This is a genomic window from Streptomyces sp. NPDC090106 (genome assembly GCF_044747265.1).
Lineage (GTDB): Bacteria > Actinomycetota > Actinomycetes > Streptomycetales > Streptomycetaceae > Streptomyces.
The window spans coordinates 806,324-825,669 of the sequence record NZ_JBIVDS010000001.1 but is presented as its reverse complement, the minus strand read 5'-3'; the positions used below and the strand labels follow the sequence as shown (position 1 = coordinate 825,669).

The following is a 19,346-nucleotide window of genomic DNA, read 5'->3' as shown; positions in this document are numbered from 1 at the left end:
GTACGAACGTACGAAGCCTGACGTCACCCGGAACCGTGGAATTTGCGTACCGCGCTTCCCGTTAGCATGGACATCCGCACCGATCAAGGCCATTTGGGGAAGGTGTCATGACTGCGAACGTCGACGGAGTGCCCGGTAAATTCGCGACACTCGGGCTGACCTACGACGACGTGCTGCTGTTGCCCGGCGCGTCGGACATGGCACCCGACGAGATCGACACCGCCTCGTACGTGTCCAAGAACGTGCGGGTGAACATCCCGCTGCTGTCCGCCGCCATGGACAAGGTCACCGAGTCACGCATGGCGATCGCGATGGCCCGCCAGGGCGGCGTCGGCGTACTGCACCGCAACCTCTCGATCGAGGACCAGGCCAACCAGGTCGACCTGGTGAAGCGGTCCGAGTCGGGCATGGTGGCCGACCCGATCACCGTGCACCCGGACGCCACGCTCGCCGAGGCGGACGCGCTGTGCGCCAAGTTCCGCATCAGCGGCGTCCCGGTCACCGACCCGGCCAAGAAGCTCCTCGGCATCGTCACCAACCGTGACATGGCCTTCGAGACCGACCGCAGCCGCCGGGTGCGCGAGGTCATGACGCCGATGCCGCTGGTCACCGGCAAGGTCGGCATCACCGGTGTCGAGGCCATGGAGCTGCTGCGCAAGCACAAGATCGAGAAGCTTCCGCTGGTCGACGACGAGGGCGTCCTCAAGGGCCTCATCACCGTCAAGGACTTCGTCAAGGCCGAGAAGTACCCGAACGCCGCCAAGGACGCCGAGGGCCGCCTCCTCGTCGGTGCCGCGGTCGGTGTCGCCGGCGACTCCTACGAGCGCGCCCACGCGCTGATCGAGGCGGGCGTCGACTTCATCGTCGTGGACACCGCGCACGGCCACTCCCGGCTGGTCGGCGACATGATCGCCAAGATCAAGTCCAACTCCTCCGGCGTCGACGTCATCGGCGGCAACATCGCCACCCGTGACGGCGCGCAGGCCCTCGTCGACTCCGGCGCCGACGGCATCAAGGTCGGTGTCGGCCCGGGCTCCATCTGTACGACCCGTGTGGTCGCCGGCGTCGGCGTCCCGCAGGTCACCGCGATCTACGAGGCCGCGCAGGCCGCGCAGGCCGCGGGCGTCCCGGTCATCGGCGACGGCGGTCTGCAGTACTCCGGCGACATCGCCAAGGCCCTCGTCGCGGGCGCCGACACGGTGATGCTGGGCTCGCTGCTCGCGGGCTGCGAGGAGTCGCCCGGCGAGCTCCTCTTCATCAACGGCAAGCAGTTCAAGTCGTACCGCGGCATGGGTTCGCTCGGCGCGATGCAGACGCGCGGCGACCGCAAGTCCTTCTCCAAGGACCGCTACTTCCAGGAGGGCGTCGCCTCCGACGACGCGCTGATCCCCGAGGGCATCGAGGGCCAGGTGCCCTACCGGGGCCCGCTCGCCTCGGTCGTGCACCAGCTCGTCGGCGGTCTGCGCCAGTCGATGTTCTACGTCGGCGGTCGCACCGTGCCCGCGCTCCAGTCCAACGGCCGGTTCGTGCGGATCACCTCGGCGGGTCTGAAGGAGTCGCACCCGCACGACATCCAGATGACGGTCGAGGCGCCGAACTACAGCCGCAGCAAGTAGCAGTCGGTCCCCGGCGGGCATTCCAGGGCGGTTCCGGAGCATCCGGGGCCGCCCTCGCCGTGCCCGTCGGGGATACTGGAACGCGCTGAACGCATCAGGGAAAGGCCACACACGTGACTGAGATCGAGATCGGGCGCGGCAAGCGCGGCCGCCGGGCGTACGCCTTCGACGACATCGCCGTCGTCCCCAGCCGTCGTACGCGCGACCCGAAGGAGGTCTCGATCGCCTGGCAGATCGATGCCTACCGCTTCGAGCTGCCGTTCCTGGCCGCCCCCATGGACTCGGTCGTCTCGCCGGCCACCGCGATCCGCATCGGCGAGCTCGGCGGCCTCGGCGTCCTGAACCTCGAGGGCCTGTGGACGCGGTACGAGGACCCGCAGCCGCTGCTGGACGAGGTCACCGAGCTGGACGCGGAGTCGGCCACGCGCCGCCTCCAGGAGATCTACGCGGCTCCCATCAAGGAGGAGCTGATCGGCCAGCGCATCAAGGAGGTGCGCGACTCGGGCGTGGTCACGGCCGCCGCGCTCTCCCCGCAGCGCACGGCGCAGTTCTCCAAGGCGGTCGTCGACGCGGGCGTGGACATCTTCGTCATCCGCGGCACGACGGTCTCCGCCGAGCACGTGTCGTCCTCGCACGAGCCGCTGAACCTGAAGCAGTTCATCTACGAGCTCGACGTCCCGGTCATCGTCGGCGGCTGCGCCACCTACACGGCGGCCCTGCACCTGATGCGCACGGGCGCGGCCGGCGTCCTCGTCGGCTTCGGCGGCGGTGCCGCGCACACCACGCGCAACGTGCTCGGCATCCGGGTGCCGATGGCCACCGCGGTCGCCGACGTGGCCGCGGCCCGCCGCGACTACATGGACGAGTCCGGCGGCCGGTACGTGCACGTCATCGCGGACGGCGGGGTCGGCTGGTCCGGCGACCTGCCCAAGGCGATCGCCTGCGGCGCGGACTCCGTGATGATGGGCTCCCCGCTCGCCCGCGCGACCGACGCCCCGGGGCGCGGCCACCACTGGGGCATGGAGGCTGTCAACGAGGAGCTGCCGCGCGGCAAGAAGGTCGACCTCGGCACGGTCGGCACCATCGAGGAGGTGCTGACGGGTCCGTCGCACACCCCCGACGGCTCCATGAACTTCTTCGGCGCCCTGCGCCGCGCCATGGCCACGACCGGCTACAGCGAGCTCAAGGAGTTCCAGCGGGTCGAGGTCACGGTCGCCGACTCGCAGCACACGCGCTAGGCGGTACGACGCGGAAGGGGCCGGTCACCCGACGGGTGACCGGCCCCTTCCGCATGTCTGTCCCGGCGTCCGCCTCACAGGCGGTGCGCGGCCCCCGTGGGCGTGGCTCCGCGGGTGTCGAGGAGCAGCTGGGCCTTCACCGACAGGCCCTGGAGGTCGTAGGTGCGGTGCTGCTGGAGCAGGATCGTCAGGTCGGCGTCGGCGGCGGCCTCGTAGAGCGAGTCGGCGCGGGGCACGGGGCGGTCCAGGACGTTCCAGGACGGGACGTGCGGGTCGTGGTAGCTGACCGAGGCGCCCATCTCCATCAGGCGGATCGCGACCTCCCGGGCCGGGGTGGCCTGCTGGTCGGCGAGGTCGGCCTTGTAGGTGACGCCCAGGAGCAGGACGCGGGCGCCGCGCGCGGACTTGCCGTGCTCGTTGAGGAGCGTGGCGGCGCGCTGGATGACGTACCGGGGCATCTGCTGGTTGACCTGCTGGGCGAGCTCGACCATGCGCAGGGTGCGGCCGGCCGCGCCGGTGAGGTCCTGGGGGACGCTGTGGCCGCCCACGCCGGGGCCGGGGCGGAAGGAGTGGAAGCCGAAGGGCTTCGTCTCGGCGCAGCGGATGACGTCCCACAGGTCGACGCCGAGGTCGTGGCAGAGGACGGCCATCTCGTTGACGAGGGCGATGTTGACGTGGCGGAAGTTGGATTCCAGGAGCTGGACCGTCTCCGCCTCGCGCGGCCCGCGCGCGCGGACGACCTTGTCGGTGATCCGGGAGTAGAACGCGGCGGCCGACTCCGTGCAGGCGGGGGTCAGGCCGCCGATGACCCTCGGTGTGTTGGCCGGGGTGAAGTCGCGGTTGCCGGGGTCGACCCGGCTGGGGGAGTAGGCGAGGTGGAAGTCGCGTCCGGCGCGCAGGCGCGAGCCCTCTTCGAGCAGGGGGCGGACGAAGTCCTCGGTGGTGCCGGGGGGCACCGGGGATTCGAGGATCACCGTGGTGTGCGGGCGCAGATGGGCGGCCAGGGTGCGGGCCGCGGCCTCCACCTGGGTGAGGTCCAGGCCGCCGTCCGCCCCGGGCGGGGTCGGCGGGCAGATGACCGCCGTACGGACGCGGCCGAGCTCCGCCGGGCCGGCCGCCGTCCGGAAGCCCCCCGAGAGCATCCGGCGCAGTTCGGCGGGGGTCAGGGAGCCCGGCTCCGGTCCTGTGCGGTAGCCGAGGGTGGGGATGCCGGCGGCGACGGCGGCCTGGGCGAGGGGGAGTCCGTAGGGGCCGAGTCCGATGACGGCGAGATCTGCGGGCATGACGTGGGCCGTCCTTCCCAGTAGCCGAGCGGGTATCCGATGCGGGACAGGTGCGCAAGTCCTGTGGACAGGATGGGCGAGCGCAATGTCAGACTAGGAGTAAATATGAACGAAATACGGGATTGATGGGACTTCGTCCCGTGTGTCTTGCGGCCCGGCGCCGCGCGCCCTGCCGTCCGGGGCCCATGGGGTCGAGCTTCCGGCCATGCGGCGTGGAAGTTGTCCACAGGCTGGGGGCGACTGGTGGCTGAAGTCGGGCAAGCCGGTCAGAATTCTGGGCAGGAGTGATCGGGAGAGACGCGGACCGTGTCGCTCCTCGACGGTGACCGGCGCCGAGGGCACGGCGACAGCGACAGTGGGAGGCAGCGGTGAGGACAGCGACACTGGGGCCGGCGCAGCGCGCCGAGGCACTCGCATCGATGGCCGAGCGTGAGCTGGACGTGCTGGTGGTGGGCGGCGGAGTCGTCGGCGCGGGCACCGCCCTGGACGCGGTGACCCGAGGGCTGTCCGTCGGCCTGGTCGAGGCGCGCGACTGGGCGTCGGGCACCTCCAGCCGGTCCAGCAAGCTCATCCACGGCGGTCTGCGCTACCTGGAGATGCTCGACTTCGCGCTGGTGCGCGAGGCGCTGAAGGAACGAGGGCTGCTGCTGGAGCGGCTCGCCCCGCACCTGGTGAAGCCGGTGCCCTTCCTCTACCCGCTCCAGCACAAGGGCTGGGAGCGGCTGTACGCCGGGTCGGGTGTCGCCCTCTACGACACCATGTCGATGGCCCGCGGCCACGGCCGGGGCCTGCCCACGCACCGGCACCTGAGCCACCGTCACGCCCTGCGCGTGGCACCCGCGTTGAAGAGGGACGCGCTGGTCGGCGCGTTGCAGTACTACGACGCGCAGATGGACGACGCGCGGTTCGTCGCCACCCTGGTGCGCACCTCGGCCGCCTACGGCGCGGCGGTCGCCAACCGGGCCCGGGTGACCGGGTTCCTGCGCGAGGGCGAGCGGGTCGTCGGCGCGCGCGTGCAGGACGTCGAGGCGGGCGGCGAGTACGAGGTCCGCGCCAAGCAGATCGTCAACGCCACCGGGGTGTGGACCGACGACACGCAGGCCATGGTGGGCGAGCGCGGCCAGTTCCATGTGCGTGCCTCCAAGGGCATCCACCTCGTCGTCCCCAAGGACCGGATCAACTCCTCGACCGGGCTGATCCTGCGCACCGAGAAGTCCGTCCTGTTCGTCATCCCCTGGGGGCGGCACTGGATCATCGGGACGACCGACACGGACTGGGACCTCGACAAGGCCCACCCGGCCGCGTCCAGCGCCGACATCGACTATCTGCTGGAGCACGTGAACTCGGTGCTCGCGGTGCCGCTCACCCGCGACGACGTGGAGGGCGTGTACGCGGGGCTGAGGCCGCTGCTCGCCGGTGAGTCGGACGCCACGAGCAAGCTGTCGCGCGAGCACACGGTGGCGCATCCCGTGCCGGGGCTCGTGGTCGTGGCGGGCGGCAAGTACACGACGTACCGGGTCATGGCGAAGGACGCCGTCGACGAGGCGGTGCACGGGCTGGATCTGCGGGTCGCCGACTGTGTCACCGAGGACGTGCCGCTGCTGGGCGCCGAGGGGTACCGGGCGCTGTGGAACGCGCGGGCGCGGATCGCGGCCCGGACGGGGCTGCACGTGGTGCGGGTCGAGCATCTGCTGAACCGGTTCGGGTCGCTGGCGGAGGAGGTCCTCGAACTCATCGCCGCCGACGCCTCGCTGGGCGAGCCGCTGACCGCCGCCGACGACTATCTGCGCGCCGAGGTCGTCTACGCCGCCTCGCACGAGGGGGCCCGGCACCTCGACGACGTCCTGACCCGGCGCACCCGCATCTCCATCGAGACCTTCGACCGGGGCACGCGCAGCGCGCGCGAGGCCGCCGAGCTGATGGCGCCGGTGCTCGGGTGGGACAAGGACCAGATCGAGCGGGAGGTCGAGCACTACGAGAAGCGGGTCGAGGCGGAGCGGGAGTCGCAGCGGCAGCCCGACGACCTGACGGCGGACGCGGCGCGGCTGGGGGCGCCGGACATCGTCCCGCTGTCGTGACCGGCCTCCCGGCCTCGCTGCCCGGTCGGTCCCGCTACGAGGTGCGGGGGCAGAACTCGGCGGTGAGCAGGGCCGGTTCGAGGGCGGGGTCGGTGAGCGCGGTCGTGTTCACGCGGAAGGTGAGGACGCGGCGGCCGTCGGCGGTGGACGCGGTGCGCACGTAACTGCCGTCGATACGGCCGTTGTGCCCCCACACCGTGGTGCCGCAGGGCAGCTTCAGCGGGAACAGCCCCATCCCGTAGGCGCCCCGCGCGGCACGGGTGTCGCGCATCTCGCGCAGCCACCGAGCGGGCAGCAGCCTGCCGCCGAGCAGGGCCGCGTAGAAGCGGTCCAGGTCGGCCAGGGTGGTCACCAGCTCGCCCGCGGCCCCGGCCACCCGCGGGTCGAGAGCGGTGACGTCGGTTCCGTCGGCGGCGTAGGCGCGGCCGTGCGGGGAGGGCAGCGAGGTGCGTGAGCCGGGGAAGGAGGTGCCGCTCAGGCGCAGCGGGGCGATGATGCGCCGCTCGGCCTCGGCAGCGTAGGAGCGGCCGGTGACCTGCTGGACGACCAGGCCCAGCAGCACGTAGTTGGTGTTCGAGTACGCGTAGCGGCCGGGCGCGGACGGGGGGTGGGTGAGGGCGACGCGGACGGCGTCGAGCGGGGTGAGGGGGATCGTGCCGCCGGTGTCCGCGGTGAAGTCGTACAGACCGCTGGTGTGGGTGAGCAGGGAGCGCAGGGTCAGCGCGCGGCCGTCGTTGCCCGCGCCGCGCACCAGGCCGGGCAGGTGCCGCTCCACGGTGTCGGACAGCTTCAGCCGGTGTTCCGCGGCCAGTTGGAGGACGACCGTGGCGACGAAGGTCTTCGTGAGGCTCCCGGCGCGGAAGTGGTCGGCGCGGGCGATACCGGGTCCCGCCTCGGCGTAGCGGGTGCCGGACTCCTCGCGGGCCAGCAGGGCCGCGGCGGGCGCGCCGCCCTCGGTGACCAGCCGGGCCAGGACCGCGTCGGCGGGAGGTGCGGCGGGGGCGGAGGAGGCCGCCGGGGCCAGGGCGAGCAGCGCGAGGGACACAGGGAGGGCCAGTAGTGTCCGAAACGGCGGTATCGCGCGCCTGCGTCTCGACACGGTGTGCCCTCCCTTCGATACGGTCGTCCTGCGAGGTCGAACTTCTGGCCGGATCTCCGCTCCGCCGTGCGGTGGAGCGGTGCCGCGGCCGGTCGGGCGCTTCCTCGTCGCGGCCCATCATGCAGGGTGGCGGAACCAGGGCTTCAGGGGGTTCTGGGTGTGCGGGACCGTCACCGTGGAGTGAGGGTTCGTCACGGTGGAGTGAGGGCGGGCGCCCCGGGACGGGCGGCTCGGCGCGAAGGGCCCCCTGGGCGTCGGGCACTTGTCGGGTGAGGGACAATGAAGGCTCTGTCAGGGCGGGTTGTATGAGGGGACGCATGTCGGAGGCGGAGCGGGCGGGGGCATCCCGTCAGGACAAGAGCGAACGTCTCCTCGCCGGGCGGTACCGGTTGGGAGCAGTGCTCGGCCGCGGCGGCATGGGCACGGTGTGGCGTGCCGATGACGAGACTCTCGGGCGGATCGTCGCCGTCAAGGAGCTGCGGTTCCCCTCGAACATCGACGAGGAGGAGAAGCGCCGGCTGATCACGCGGACGCTGCGCGAGGCCAAGGCGATCGCGCGGATCCGCAACAACAGCGCGGTGACGGTCTTCGACGTCGTCGAGGAGGACGACCGGCCGTGGATCGTGATGGAACTCGTCGAGGGCAAGTCCCTCGCCGAAGTCATCCGTGAGGACGGCCTGCTGGAGCCCCGGCGCGCGGCCGAGGTGGGTCTCGCCGTGCTCGACGTGCTGCGCTCCGCGCACCGCGAGGGCATCCTGCACCGGGACGTGAAGCCGTCCAACGTGCTGATCTCCGAGGACGGCCGGGTCGTGCTCACCGACTTCGGCATCGCGCAGGTCGAGGGCGACCCGTCGATCACCTCGACCGGCATGCTCGTCGGCGCGCCCTCCTACATCTCCCCGGAGCGTGCCCGCGGGCACAAGCCGGGCCCCGCGGCCGACCTGTGGTCGCTCGGCGGGCTGCTGTACGCGTCGGTGGAGGGTGTGCCGCCGTACGACAAGGGCTCCGCGATCGCGACGCTCACGGCGGTGATGACCGAGCCGCTGGAGGACCCGAAGAACGCGGGCCCGCTCAAGGACGTCATCTACGGCCTGCTGAACAAGGACCCCGACCAGCGGCTCGACGACGCGGGCGCGCGGTCGCTGCTCAACGCGGTGCTCCACGCGCCGGAGCGCAAGGCCGAGCCGGCCCTGGACGCCACGCGGGTCGTGCCGCTGCCGCCGCAGCCCGACCGCGGCGAGGAGCCCGCGGAGCGGCTGCGCGGGGCGCTGCGTTCCGTCAAGAAGGCCGCGGTGGCGGCCGGAGCGGCCGGTACCGCGGCGGCCTCCCGCGCCAAGTCCGCGAGCGGGAAGACCGCTTCGGGACCGGAGAGCGCCGGGACGACCGCCGTCTCCGAGAGCGTGGGCACGGGCGGCGCCCGTCCGGCGGCCGGGGCGGGCACGACACCCGGTCCGCGCGCCGCGGGTCCCGCCGGCGCCGCCGGTCCCGGTGGGTCCGGCACGACTGCCGGGGGCAACGCCGGTCAGGGCGGCCGGAGTTCGGGCTGGCCCGTGATGACGCCGCCGGACCTGCCGCCGCGCCAGGTGCCGCGCGCGCCGCTGACCGACGTGGTGCCGAAGCGGACCCTGGTGATCATCGCGGTGGTCGTGGTGCTGGCCGTGGTCGCGACGGTGCTGGCGCTCACGCTGGGCGGGGACGACGACTCCAAGAGCTCGGCGAGCGGCGGCGGCACCAAGGCGTCGGCCAGTGCCGCGCCCAGCGGTGACACCAAGGAGGACACCGGCGACGGCGCCAAGACCGACGGCGAGTCGACCGCCTCCGCGGACTCCGGCTCCGGCGCGGGCACGGACTCCGGTTCCGGGACCACGCCGAGCAACAGCCCCGGCGCGAGCGGCGGCAGCGGCACCGAGGCCGACGGCAGCACGGCCACCTCGACCCACAAGGGCGGCCAGGGCTACTCCATCGGACTGCCCGCGGGCTGGAAGTTCCAGACGTCCAGCTCGGCCGGCGACCGGTTCACCGGGCCCGAGGGACAGAAGCTGCTGGTGGCCTGGACGTCCACGCCCAAGGGCGACCCGGTGGCGGACTGGAAGAACCAGGAGCAGTACATGCAGCGCTCGCAGTACCAGCGGGTGCGCATAGTCGAGGTGGACTACCGCGGCTGGAACACGGCCGACTGGGAGTTCACCTATGTCGACGGCGGGACGAAGTACCGGACCATAGACCGCGGGTTCGTGGTCGACGACACCCACGGATATGCCCTGATGTACACGGCGAAAGCCGCGAAGTGGGACACGGAGCTGCGGGAGTCGACCTGGAAGACCCTCGCGACGACGTTCGAACCGGCATCCTGAAGTGACCGGGAAGTGACCTGGTCCGCGTTTGAGGCGTGAGATCTCGCATCCCCTCAATGCGGCTTGCCTCCGGCACGTATCGTGAATGTCTCCGGACCGTACGCATCCGTGTTTCGGCAGGGAACGGCACACGGGACGAACGGAATTGACCGACCGGGCTGCCGGGGGAGGCAACGTGGACGACTATGCGGGACGGGTACTCGCCGACCGCTACCGCCTGCCCCTGCCGCCCTCCGACGAGTACGAACTCACCGAGACGCGGGCCTTCGACACCTACAGCGGACAGGAAGTCCTGGTCCGGCAGGTGCCGTTGCCGGAGATCGTCGAGGCCGAGGTGCTCGACGCGGAAGGGCTGCCCGACGGGTTCACCGCGCGTGACCCAAGAGGCTTCCAGGACAGGGGAGCCCGGCGTTCGTCCACGCGGGCGAGCACCCGGCGGCCCACCGACCCGGCCGTACGGCGGGCCGTCGAGGCCGCTCAGGCCGCCGCGCGGATACCCGACCACCCCCGGCTCGACCAGGTCTTCGACGTGTTCGCCGAGGGCGGTTCCCTGTGGATCGTCAGCGAGCTGGTCGCCGCGCGCCCGCTGGCCGCGCTGCTGGCGGAGAAGCCGCTGACGCCGTACCGCGCGGCCGAGGTCGCCTCCGACGTCCTCATGGCCCTGCGGGTGCTGCACGCCCATGGCTGGGTGCACCGCAACATCACCGCCCGCACCGTCCTCGTCTGCGACGACGGCCGGGTGATGCTGACCGGGCTCGCGGTCGGCGCGGCCGAGGAGGCGCTGTGCGGGTACGACCCGGTGCCGCCCCCGGACGACGACACCGGCACCGGGGGCGGCCCCGGCGTGTCCGCGACCTTCGCCGGACCGGGCGGCCCCGACCCCGAGGCCGCGCGGCGCGCCGCCATCGAGGCCCGTGAGGCGGGCGGACTGCCCGGCCTCGGCGCCGACCCGGGCAACGGCACGGCGGGCACCGGACCGGCCGCGATCGAACGCCGGGCCCCGGACACCGGCGGGGACATCCGGGCCGCCCGCGCGGGCGCGATCGCCGCGTACCGGGCCGGCGCCCGCGCCGCCGCCCGGGTCCAGGAGGCCCAGCAGAACGACCGCGCGGCCCTGCCCGGCGCCCGCCCGGCCTCCGAGGACGACAGCACCGGCGGCGCCGGGGCACCGAGGACGCCCTACGACCCCGGCAACGGCAGACAGCTCCCGCCCGGCGCCCCGCGCGTCGGGGACTCCGTACGGACCGCTCAGGAGGCCGCGCGCCCAGGCTTCACCCCGCCCGGGCAGATAGCCGACCCCTACGGCGTGCGCCCCGACCGGCCGGGCGCCGCGCTGCCCCCGCCGGGCAACGGGCCCGTGCCCGGTCTCGCCGCGCCCCGCCCGGCCTCCGAGCAGGCACCCGTACCCGGCCGCTGGGACGACCTGGCCGCCGCGGCGCCCGTCCGCCGCGGTCCCGGCACCGCGCTCGCCGCCGAGCGGGCCCGGCAGGCGCGGATGGCCGTGGTCGGCCCCGTGACCGAGCGCTGGGCGCCCGAGCAGGCCGGACCGGTGCACGAGAACTGGCAGCTCGCCGCGCCGATCGGACCGGCGACCGACCTCTGGGCGCTCGGGGCGCTGCTGTTCCGCGCCGTACAGGGGCACGCGCCCTACCCCGAGGAGTCGACGGCCGAGCTCGTGCAGCTGGTGTGCGCCGAGCCGCCCGCGTTCGCGGAGGAGTGCGGGCCGCTGCGGCCGGTCGTCGAGTCGCTGCTGCGCCAGGACCCCACCGAGCGGCTGGACTTCGAGGAACTGCGCGGCTGGCTGCGCTCGCTCGTCCGCTCGGCCCCCGAGCCGGAGGCGGGCGCGCATGTCGTCGCCGCGCCGCCCACCGAGGGCAACCGGCTGCCGATCGTGCGCCGGCGCGGTGAACTGGTGCGCCGCCGGCGCGCCGGGCTGCCCGCGACCAGTGCGCACGGCAGGCACAAGCGCGGCAAGCAGGACGGGCGTTCACGGTCCCCGGGCGGTTCGCGCGCCTCGGCCGGTACGCGTTCGCCGCGCAGCCTCGGCCGGACGCTGCTCGTGCTGGTGCTGCTCGCGCTGGCCGGGGCGGTCGCCTACGCCGTGCTGTTCATGCCGAAGGCGGAGCCCACGGACAGCGGCGAGAGCACCGCCTCTCCCAGCCGGACCGGCGCCGCAGGGGAGGCCGGCGGGGCGCCCGTCAGCAGCGAGCCCCGGCCGGACCAGACCTCTCCCGGGAGCGACGACAGCCCCTCTCCCTCCGACACCGGCGCCGAGTCCGGCGGCCCCGCCGTCGCCGACGGCTTCACGCTGCGCTCCGACGACGCCGGCTTCCGGGTCGCCGTCGCCAACGGCTGGACGCACACCGCGCGGAACGGACGCGGCCAAGTCGTCTACACCCACGATGACTTCGAGCTGATCGTCGTGCCCGGCCGGGACGGCGCGGCCGAGTATGGCAGCGACCCGATGGCGTACCAGCGCGAGGACGAGGCGGAGCTCCAGCCCTACCGGAACTCCAGCTGGGCCAGCGCCTCCGGGCTGAAGACGATCCAGGTCGGCGACAAGGTGATGGCGGAGGGGCAGTTCACCTGGACCGGCTCCGACGGCCGTGAGCTGTTCGTGCGCAACCTCGCGATGCTCGTCGGCGGGAAGTACCACGTGGTGCAGGTGCGCGGTCCCGAGGCCGAACGGGACGAGGTCACGCGGCTGTTCGAGCAGGCGTCGGCGACGTACCAGGTGACCGGCTGAGCACGAGATGTGACGGTTCACTCCGGCACGGGAAAGCGACAACTGTCACAGTGCCGTCTCCGTGGCACCCCCGTGGTTCCCCGGGCCCGCCCGGGTCCCTACGCTGAACCTGTCAAGACCATTGCGGGGCAACGTGAATCAGATGCAGGGCCTTCTGCTGGCGGGCCGCTACCGGCTCGTCGACGCCATCGGCAGCGGGGGCATGGGCCGGGTGTGGCGTGCGCACGACGAGGTGCTGCACCGGGCGGTGGCCATCAAGGAGTTGACCGCCGCCCTGTACGTCTCCGAGGGGGACCAGGACCGGCTGCTCGCGCGCACGCGCGCGGAGGCCCGCGCGGCGGCCCGGATCAACCACTCGGCCGTCGTCACCGTCCATGACGTCCTCGACCACGACGGCCGTCCGTGGATCGTGATGGAGCTCGTCGAGGGGCGCTCGCTCGCCGACGCGGTCAAGGAGGAGGGGCGGATCGCGCCCGCCGAGGCCGCGCGTGTCGGACTGTGGGTGCTGCGCGCCCTGCGCGCCGCGCACGAGGCCGGGGTGCTGCACCGCGACGTGAAGCCCGGCAACGTCCTGCTCGCCCACGACGGCCGGGTCCTGCTCACCGACTTCGGCATCGCCCAGATCGAGGGCGACACGACCATCACCCGCACCGGAGAGGTCGTCGGCTCCGTCGACTATCTCGCCCCCGAGCGGGTCCGCGGCCACGACCCGGGCCCCTCCTCCGACCTGTGGGCGCTCGGCGCGACCCTGTACACGGCCGTCGAGGGCCGCTCCCCGTTCCGCCGCACCTCACCGATCGGCACCATGCAGGCCGTCGTCGAGGAGCACCCCGCCGAGCCCGCCCACGCCGACGCCCTCGGCCCCGTCCTCACCGCCCTGCTCCACAAGGACCCGGCCGACCGTCCCGACGCGGCACAGGCCGAGCAGCTCCTCGCCGAGGCAGCGGAGGGCCGCCGCCCGGCCGGGGCCCAGGCGTTCGTGGCGACGGGACGGACATCGCCCTACCCGCAGGGGACCTCCGGTGGCCTGCACGCCTCTGGGGCCGTTCCCTCGACCCTCGTCGGGCAGCCGGCGGTTACCGCGCCCGCGCCCGCGCCCAAGCGGCGTCTGCGGACGCTCGCACTGGTCGTCGCGTTCGCGGCGGTCGTGGGTGGGGGCGCGGCGGTGGCGTTGCGGCAGATGGAAGGGGGCGGGGACACCCCGTCGTCCGCTTCCCCGTCGTCGTCCGCTTCCTCCTCCGTGACGCCGAGCTCCGGGACCACACGAGGCCCCGTTCCCGAAGGCTGGCAGCTCGTCAACGATCCGGTCGGCTTCAGCATCATGCTTCCCGAAGGCTGGACGCGATCCGTCTCCATCGACCAGGACGGCCTTCGGCAGGTGGACTACTCGCCCGACCAGGGCAAGCACCTCGTACGGGTCGCCGTCGACACCGAGCCGGACTTCAGCAGCTCGTTCAAGCACATGACCGACCTGGACCAGCGTCTCGCGCCGCGACTGCAGGACTACCAGCAGCTGGTCCTCAAGGAGCAGATCTTCCGCGACCAGCCGGGCTCTCGCTGGGAGTACACGTGGAACGCGCTGGCCAAGGACGCGCCGCATTACTTCGCCGCCACCTACCATGCGATCGACGTCGGTTACATGCAGAGCGACGGCATCGAGTACGCCATCTACGCGTCCTCGCCGATTGACGACTGGGACGCCACCAGAAAGCAGTTCGATCGCATTCTGCGGAGCTTCCAGGAAAAGTAGTCCCGCAGAAAGCGTTCCGTCGTCCGGTGACTCAGGCCCAGTCCCAGCGGCTGAGTGAGCCGACTGTCCTGTCCCCTTCCCGGACCGCCACGTGGACACGGATGTGGACATCACCGGCTGGGTCAAGGACACGGCAGCCGATGGCCACCACGGGGCGATTCGACTCGCCTTCGGGAAGGCAAGCGACCCGACCGTATATCCCTGGCCCTGGCGTCATGAGTACGGTGGAAACGGATCGACTCTCTCCTTCTCCCCTCACGCGTCAACCACTGGGAATTGGCTTCAAGACGTCGTGGTCGTGGCAAATGTCGAGTTCGAGGGCTCGGCGTAATTGGCTGGTCGGAGCCCCGGAATGTGCTCGTCCGGGGCTCATCATGAGATGCATGAGCACCCAGGGGGACAACTTCCGTGTCATAGCGGGTCGTTACCGTCTGGAGGCGACGATCGGGCGGGGTGGCATGGGGGTGGTGTGGCGGGCCTCCGACCACCTGCTCGGACGGCGTGTCGCGGTCAAGGAGCTCCCCCTGGACGACACGCTGTCCACGGCCGAGGCGCGCCGCGTGCGCGACCACGTCCTGCGTGAGGCCCGAGCCGTCGCACAGCTCCGGCATCCGCACGTCATCGTCGTCCATGACGTGGTCGAGGACGGTGAACGGCCCTTTCTCGTCATGGAGTTGATCGAAGGGGGGTCTCTCGCCGACCGGATCGCCGGGCACGGGCCGGTCGACGCGGTCGAGGCCGCGCGGATCGGGGTCGCGCTGCTCGGCGCGTTGCGGGCGGCGCACGCGGCCGGGGTGCTGCACCGGGACATCAAGCCTGCGAACGTGCTGATCGCCGAGGACGGGCGGGTCGTCCTCACCGACTTCGGTGTCGCCCAGGTCTCCGGCGCCACCACCCTCACCGGCCCCGACTCCTTCGTGGGCTCGCCCGAGTACACCGCGCCCGAGCGGATGGCGGGGCTCAGGGGCGGTCCCGAGTCCGACCTGTGGTCGCTCGGCGCGCTGCTGTGCACGGCCGTCAGCGGTGAATCGCCCTTTCGGCGCGACTCGTTGGGCGGCATCGTGAACGCCGTCCTCGCCGGGGAGATACGGCCGCCCGCGCAGGCCGGGCCGATCCTGCCCGTCGTACGGGGGCTGCTGGAGAGGGACCCGTACCGGCGGCTGGACGCGGTGACGGCGGAGCGGATGCTGCGCGCGTTTCTGGACACGGGACGGGTGGGCGGCCGGGAACAGCGCTCGCGGCGCGGCGTGTTGGCCGCGGTGCTGCTGGTCGCCGCGATGGTGGGGGCGGGGGTGTCGGGGGCGGCGCTGCTCATGAACGAGGTGGGGGACGGGGGGCGGGTGCCGTCGCCGGGGTCTTCGGAGAGCGGTACGGCCGCCTCGTCCACGGGCCCGACTGCCGCCTCGTCCACGGGACCGACGGCCGCCTCACCTACCGGGCCGACGGCCGCCTCGCCTGCCGGGTCGACGGACACTTCATCCACCGGTCCGGCGGGCACCTCATCCACCGGACCGGCAGGTCCCTCCGCCTCCCGTTCGGCGGCCGGGTCGGAGGAACCTTCCTTCGCGCCGCCTTCCACACCGCCCCCGGCCTCTTCCGAGACAAACCGGCGATAAGCCCCTGGCTCGGTCACGGCTCTGTGACCGGAATGCGTTCCCTGTGGATACGGGGGCGCTTGGCGCGATATGGATGGAGTCATGAGCAGCAACGGGGGATACGGTCGCGACGCCGACGACACGACGAGTTTTGTTCTGCAACCGCCCGCACGGGAACCGCAGGCGGCTCAGGCATCTCAGGCGCCTCAGGTACCGCATCCGGCCCAGCCGGCTCAGGAGACACAGGTCTCGCAGGTCGCGCAGGAGCCGGGCACGGGCCGGCTGATCGCGGGGCGTTACCGGCTGCTCGGCAAGCTCGGACACGGCGGCATGGGCACGGTGTGGCGGGCCAAGGACGAGACCGTCGAGCGCGAGGTCGCCGTCAAGGAACCCCGCGTCCCCGAGCTCCTTCCCGAACGGGAACGCGCCAACGCCTTCGAGCGGATGCGGCGCGAGGCCCGCGCGGCGGCCCGCCTCGACCATCCGGCGGTCGTCGACGTGCACGACGTCGCGGTCGTCGACGGCCAGCCGTGGATCGTCATGGAGCTGGTGCGGGGCCGTTCCCTGGGCGACGCGTTGCAGGAGGGCACGCTCGACGCGCGGGAGGCGGCGAGAATCGGCCTGGAAGTCCTGGGCGCGCTGGAGGCCGCGCACGCGGCGGGCATCCTGCACCGGGACGTCAAGCCGGACAATGTGCTGCTCGGCCGGCACGACCGGGTCGTCCTCACCGACTTCGGCATCGCGCAGATCGAGGGCGAGACGAGCCTCACCGACACGGGCGGCTTCGTCGGCTCGCCCGAGTACATCGCCCCGGAGCGGGTGCTGGGCCGGCGCCCGGGACCGGCGGCCGACCTGTGGTCGCTCGGCGTGGTCCTGTACGCCGCCACCGAGGGCGTCTCGCCGTTCCGCCGCAGCAACACCCCCGCCACCCTCCAGTCCGTGCTCAACGCGACCCCGGCGGCGCCCGCCTCCGCGCAGGGACCGCTCGCCGAGGTCATCACGGGCCTGCTCCAGAAGGACCCCGCCCACCGGCCCGACGCCGCGCGGGTGCGGGCACTGCTGGAGGCCGCGGCCCGGCCGCCCGCCCCGGCGCCGACCCAGGTGGTGCGGTACACGGAGGGCGCCGCCCGCAAGGGGCTGGTGCTCGGCCCCAGGACGCTGGCCGGGATCGCGGCGGGGCTCGTCGTGGCGGCGGTGGCGGCGTACCTCGTCGTCGCCGATCCGTTCGCGGGGCCGCTGCCCGACGGGTGGAAGACCCACGCCCTGGACGCGAAGGTCGGGATGAGCGTGTCCGTCCCCGCCGCCTTCGAGGAGCAGAAGCCCGAGGAGGACTCCTCCGACCCGTCCGACGGCACCGACGCCGCGTTCAGCGACCCGAGCGGCATGGTGCAGGTCTACGTGGACCACGACATCAAGAAGGACGACACCGACGACGAGATCCCGGCCACCGCGCTGGCCAAGGCCTTCGCGGACTGGGAGACCCTCAAGGACGGCGAGTACGGCCTCGGCGTCGCCGCCGACCCCGCGCCGGTGGGCGGTCCGCGCGAGGCGAAGTACCAGGGCAAGGAGGCGGCCACGAACACCGTCTCCTACATGAGCGAGGACAGCCCGACCGCGTTCCCGCGCGAGTCCCGGATCTTCTACTACCGGGCGGGCAACGGCGACATGTACCGGGTGTGGATCGACTACCCCGGCAAGGGCTACTTCGCGGACCAGGGACGGGAGATCGCCGACCAGGTGATCGCGAACTGGGACGTGCGGCGACTCTGAACCGGCGGGCGGAGGTTCCGCGGGGGCGGGCGCCTCGTCGACCCTTGCGAAAAAACGGCCTGATCAGCGGCTTTGTCGCCAGTGATCACTGGCGTGGTGTGTGCGCGGTGTGAATCCCTGTTACCGACGGGTACCCAAAAGCCCCGCCCGGGCATACCCTGCGCGTCATGACGGACTCGCAGGCCCCGGACATCACCGGCACGAACCCCCTCGCCCCCGCCCCGCAGGGCGCCCGTACCGCCGCCGACGTGGTCACGCCGGAGCTGGTCGCGCAGCTCACCAAGGGCGTGGCCGGCTCCGGCCGCACCGCCAACCACTCGCCGTTCACCGGCGAGAAGCTGGCCGATCTGCCCGAGTCGACGCCCGAGGACGTGACGCGGGCCTTCGAGACGGCCCGCAAGGCCCAGGCCGTATGGGCCCAGGTCCCGGTACGGCAGCGCGCGGCGGTCCTGCTCCGCTTCCACGACCTGGTCCTCGCCCGGCAGGCCGAGGTCCTCGACCTCATCCAGCTGGAGACCGGCAAGGCCCGGCTGCACGCCCACGAGGAGGTGCAGGCCGTCGTCGTCGCGGCCCGGCACTACGGCCGCAGGGCGCCCTTCTATCTGCGGGCCAAGCGGCACGCGGGCGCCGTGCCGACCCTCACCAAGGTCACCGAGCTGCGCCACCCGCGCGGTGTGGTCGGCCAGATCGCCCCCTGGAACTACCCGCTGGAGCTGTCGGTCGGCGACGCGCTGCCCGCCTTCGTCGCGGGCAACGCCGTCGTCATGAAGCCCGACACCGAGACCTGCCTGACCGCCCTGTGGGCGCGCGACCTGCTCGTCGAGGCGGGGCTGCCCGCCGACGTCTTCCAGGTCGTCCTCGGCGAGGGCCCGGTCGTCGGCCCCGAGATCGTCCGGCACGCCGACTACGTCTCCTTCACCGGCTCCACCCGCACCGGCCGCGAGGTCGCCCAGGGTGCCGCCGCCCGGCTCGTCGGGGTCTCCCTCGAACTCGGCGGCAAGAACGCCATGCTGGTCCTGGAGGACGCGGACATCGAGAAGGCCGCGGCCGGCGCCGTACGCGCCTGCTTCTCCTCCGCGGGCCAACTCTGCGTCTCCATCGAGCGGTTGTACGTCCATGAGTCGATCGCCGACGCCTTCCTGGAGCGGTTCGCCGCGCGGACCAAGGGGATGCGGCTCGGCAACTCCCTCGCCTACGGCGCCGACATGGGCTCGCTGGTCGGCGAGCGCCAGCTGGAGACCGTCAAGCGGCATGTCGAGGAGGCCGTCGCCCAGGGCGCCACGCTCGTCGCGGGCGGCGTCGCCCGGCCCGACATCGGCCCCTACTTCTTCGAGCCGACCATCCTCGACGGGGTCACCGAACCCATGGCGATCTGCGCCGAGGAGACCTTCGGACCGGTCGTCTCCCTCTACCGCTTCAAGACCGAGGACGAGGCGGTCGAGGCCGCCAACTCCACGTCGTACGGCCTCAACTCGTCCGTCTGGACCAAGGACGGCCGGCGTGGCCGAGAGGTCGCCGCCCGGCTGCGCACCGGCACGGTCAACGTCAACGAGGGCTATGCGCCCGCCTACGGCAGCGTGCAGTCGCCGATGGGCGGCATGAAGGACTCGGGCCTCGGCCGGCGCCATGGCTCCGAGGGCATCCTCAAGTTCACCGAGGCCCAGACCGTCGCCCAGCAGCGGCTGCTGCCGATGGCGCCGTCGCTCGGGATGAACGACGAGAAGTACGCGGCCTTCATGAGCCGGAGCCTGCGGCTCATGAAGGCCTTCCGGTTCCGGTGAGCGGCGGCAAGAGGAGAGACGGCACGTGAGCAACGA

The 19,346-nt window shown here is 72.6% G+C and carries 11 protein-coding genes; 9 read left to right on the top strand and 2 right to left on the bottom strand.

The window, feature by feature from the left end:
* Nucleotides 1-107: 107 nt before the first annotated feature.
* Both guaB and ACIPSE_RS03630 read left to right on the top strand, forming a co-directional pair.
* Nucleotides 108-1,616, top strand: coding sequence for an IMP dehydrogenase (gene guaB / locus ACIPSE_RS03635; protein ID WP_401656996.1), 1,509 nt, complete (start codon nucleotides 108-110; stop codon nucleotides 1,614-1,616).
* A 113-nt stretch (nucleotides 1,617-1,729) separates the two neighbouring features.
* Nucleotides 1,730-2,854 carry a GuaB3 family IMP dehydrogenase-related protein gene (locus ACIPSE_RS03630; protein ID WP_401656993.1) on the top strand — a complete coding sequence of 375 codons (1,125 nt, stop codon included), beginning with the start codon at nucleotides 1,730-1,732 and terminating at the stop codon, nucleotides 2,852-2,854.
* A gap of 74 nt (nucleotides 2,855-2,928) precedes the next feature.
* Here the strand turns inward: ACIPSE_RS03630 and ACIPSE_RS03625 are convergent, their stop codons facing one another.
* The gene (locus tag ACIPSE_RS03625) at nucleotides 2,929-4,137 is read right to left on the bottom strand and encodes a nucleotide sugar dehydrogenase (RefSeq protein ID WP_401656989.1); all 1,209 of its coding nucleotides are present in this window, start codon (nucleotides 4,135-4,137) and stop codon (nucleotides 2,929-2,931) included.
* A gap of 368 nt (nucleotides 4,138-4,505) precedes the next feature.
* On the opposite strand from ACIPSE_RS03625, the gene ACIPSE_RS03620 reads away from it, so the two are divergent.
* On the top strand, nucleotides 4,506-6,215 hold the full coding sequence (locus ACIPSE_RS03620; RefSeq protein WP_401656986.1) for a glycerol-3-phosphate dehydrogenase/oxidase: 1,710 nt from the start codon (nucleotides 4,506-4,508) through the stop codon (nucleotides 6,213-6,215).
* Nucleotides 6,216-6,249: 34 nt separating this feature from the next.
* Here the strand turns inward: ACIPSE_RS03620 and ACIPSE_RS03615 are convergent, their stop codons facing one another.
* On the bottom strand, nucleotides 6,250-7,293 hold the full coding sequence (locus ACIPSE_RS03615) for a serine hydrolase domain-containing protein (protein WP_401657664.1): 1,044 nt from the start codon (nucleotides 7,291-7,293) through the stop codon (nucleotides 6,250-6,252).
* A gap of 338 nt (nucleotides 7,294-7,631) precedes the next feature.
* Here ACIPSE_RS03615 and ACIPSE_RS03610 point away from each other — a divergent pair, with 338 nt between their 5' ends.
* The 6 genes from ACIPSE_RS03610 (at nucleotide 7,632) to ACIPSE_RS03585 (ending at nucleotide 19,310) form a co-directional block, all read left to right on the top strand.
* Nucleotides 7,632-9,668, top strand: a complete 2,037-nt coding sequence (locus ACIPSE_RS03610; RefSeq protein ID WP_401656984.1) for a protein kinase — start codon at nucleotides 7,632-7,634, stop codon at nucleotides 9,666-9,668.
* 175 nt (nucleotides 9,669-9,843) lie between these two features.
* The gene (locus ACIPSE_RS03605; protein WP_401656981.1) at nucleotides 9,844-12,414 is read left to right on the top strand and encodes a protein kinase; all 2,571 of its coding nucleotides are present in this window, start codon (nucleotides 9,844-9,846) and stop codon (nucleotides 12,412-12,414) included.
* Between the two features lie 142 nt (nucleotides 12,415-12,556).
* The gene (locus ACIPSE_RS03600; RefSeq protein ID WP_401656978.1) at nucleotides 12,557-14,164 is read left to right on the top strand and encodes a protein kinase; all 1,608 of its coding nucleotides are present in this window, start codon (nucleotides 12,557-12,559) and stop codon (nucleotides 14,162-14,164) included.
* Between the two features lie 383 nt (nucleotides 14,165-14,547).
* Nucleotides 14,548-15,780 (top strand): protein kinase, encoded by a 1,233-nt coding sequence (locus tag ACIPSE_RS03595; RefSeq protein ID WP_401656976.1) that lies wholly within the window; start codon nucleotides 14,548-14,550, stop codon nucleotides 15,778-15,780.
* 81 nt (nucleotides 15,781-15,861) lie between these two features.
* The gene (locus tag ACIPSE_RS03590) at nucleotides 15,862-17,529 is read left to right on the top strand and encodes a serine/threonine-protein kinase (RefSeq protein ID WP_401656974.1); all 1,668 of its coding nucleotides are present in this window, start codon (nucleotides 15,862-15,864) and stop codon (nucleotides 17,527-17,529) included.
* A 167-nt stretch (nucleotides 17,530-17,696) separates the two neighbouring features.
* On the top strand, nucleotides 17,697-19,310 hold the full coding sequence (locus ACIPSE_RS03585; RefSeq protein WP_401656971.1) for a succinic semialdehyde dehydrogenase: 1,614 nt from the start codon (nucleotides 17,697-17,699) through the stop codon (nucleotides 19,308-19,310).
* Nucleotides 19,311-19,346 lie beyond the last annotated feature (36 nt).

What these genes read in the sequence shown, in the direction of transcription:
- ACIPSE_RS03585 (WP_401656971.1), top strand. Translation starts at nt 17,697, where the DNA reads ATGACGGACTCGCAGGCCCCGGACATCACCGGCACGAACCCCCTCGCC.
- ACIPSE_RS03625 (WP_401656989.1), bottom strand. Translation starts at nt 4,137, where the DNA reads ATGCCCGCAGATCTCGCCGTCATCGGACTCGGCCCCTACGGACTCCCC.
- ACIPSE_RS03595 (WP_401656976.1), top strand. Translation starts at nt 14,548, where the DNA reads ATGAGCACCCAGGGGGACAACTTCCGTGTCATAGCGGGTCGTTACCGT.
- ACIPSE_RS03610 (WP_401656984.1), top strand. Translation starts at nt 7,632, where the DNA reads ATGTCGGAGGCGGAGCGGGCGGGGGCATCCCGTCAGGACAAGAGCGAA.
- ACIPSE_RS03590 (WP_401656974.1), top strand. Translation starts at nt 15,862, where the DNA reads ATGAGCAGCAACGGGGGATACGGTCGCGACGCCGACGACACGACGAGT.
- guaB (WP_401656996.1), top strand. Translation starts at nt 108, where the DNA reads ATGACTGCGAACGTCGACGGAGTGCCCGGTAAATTCGCGACACTCGGG.
- ACIPSE_RS03600 (WP_401656978.1), top strand. Translation starts at nt 12,557, where the DNA reads ATGCAGGGCCTTCTGCTGGCGGGCCGCTACCGGCTCGTCGACGCCATC.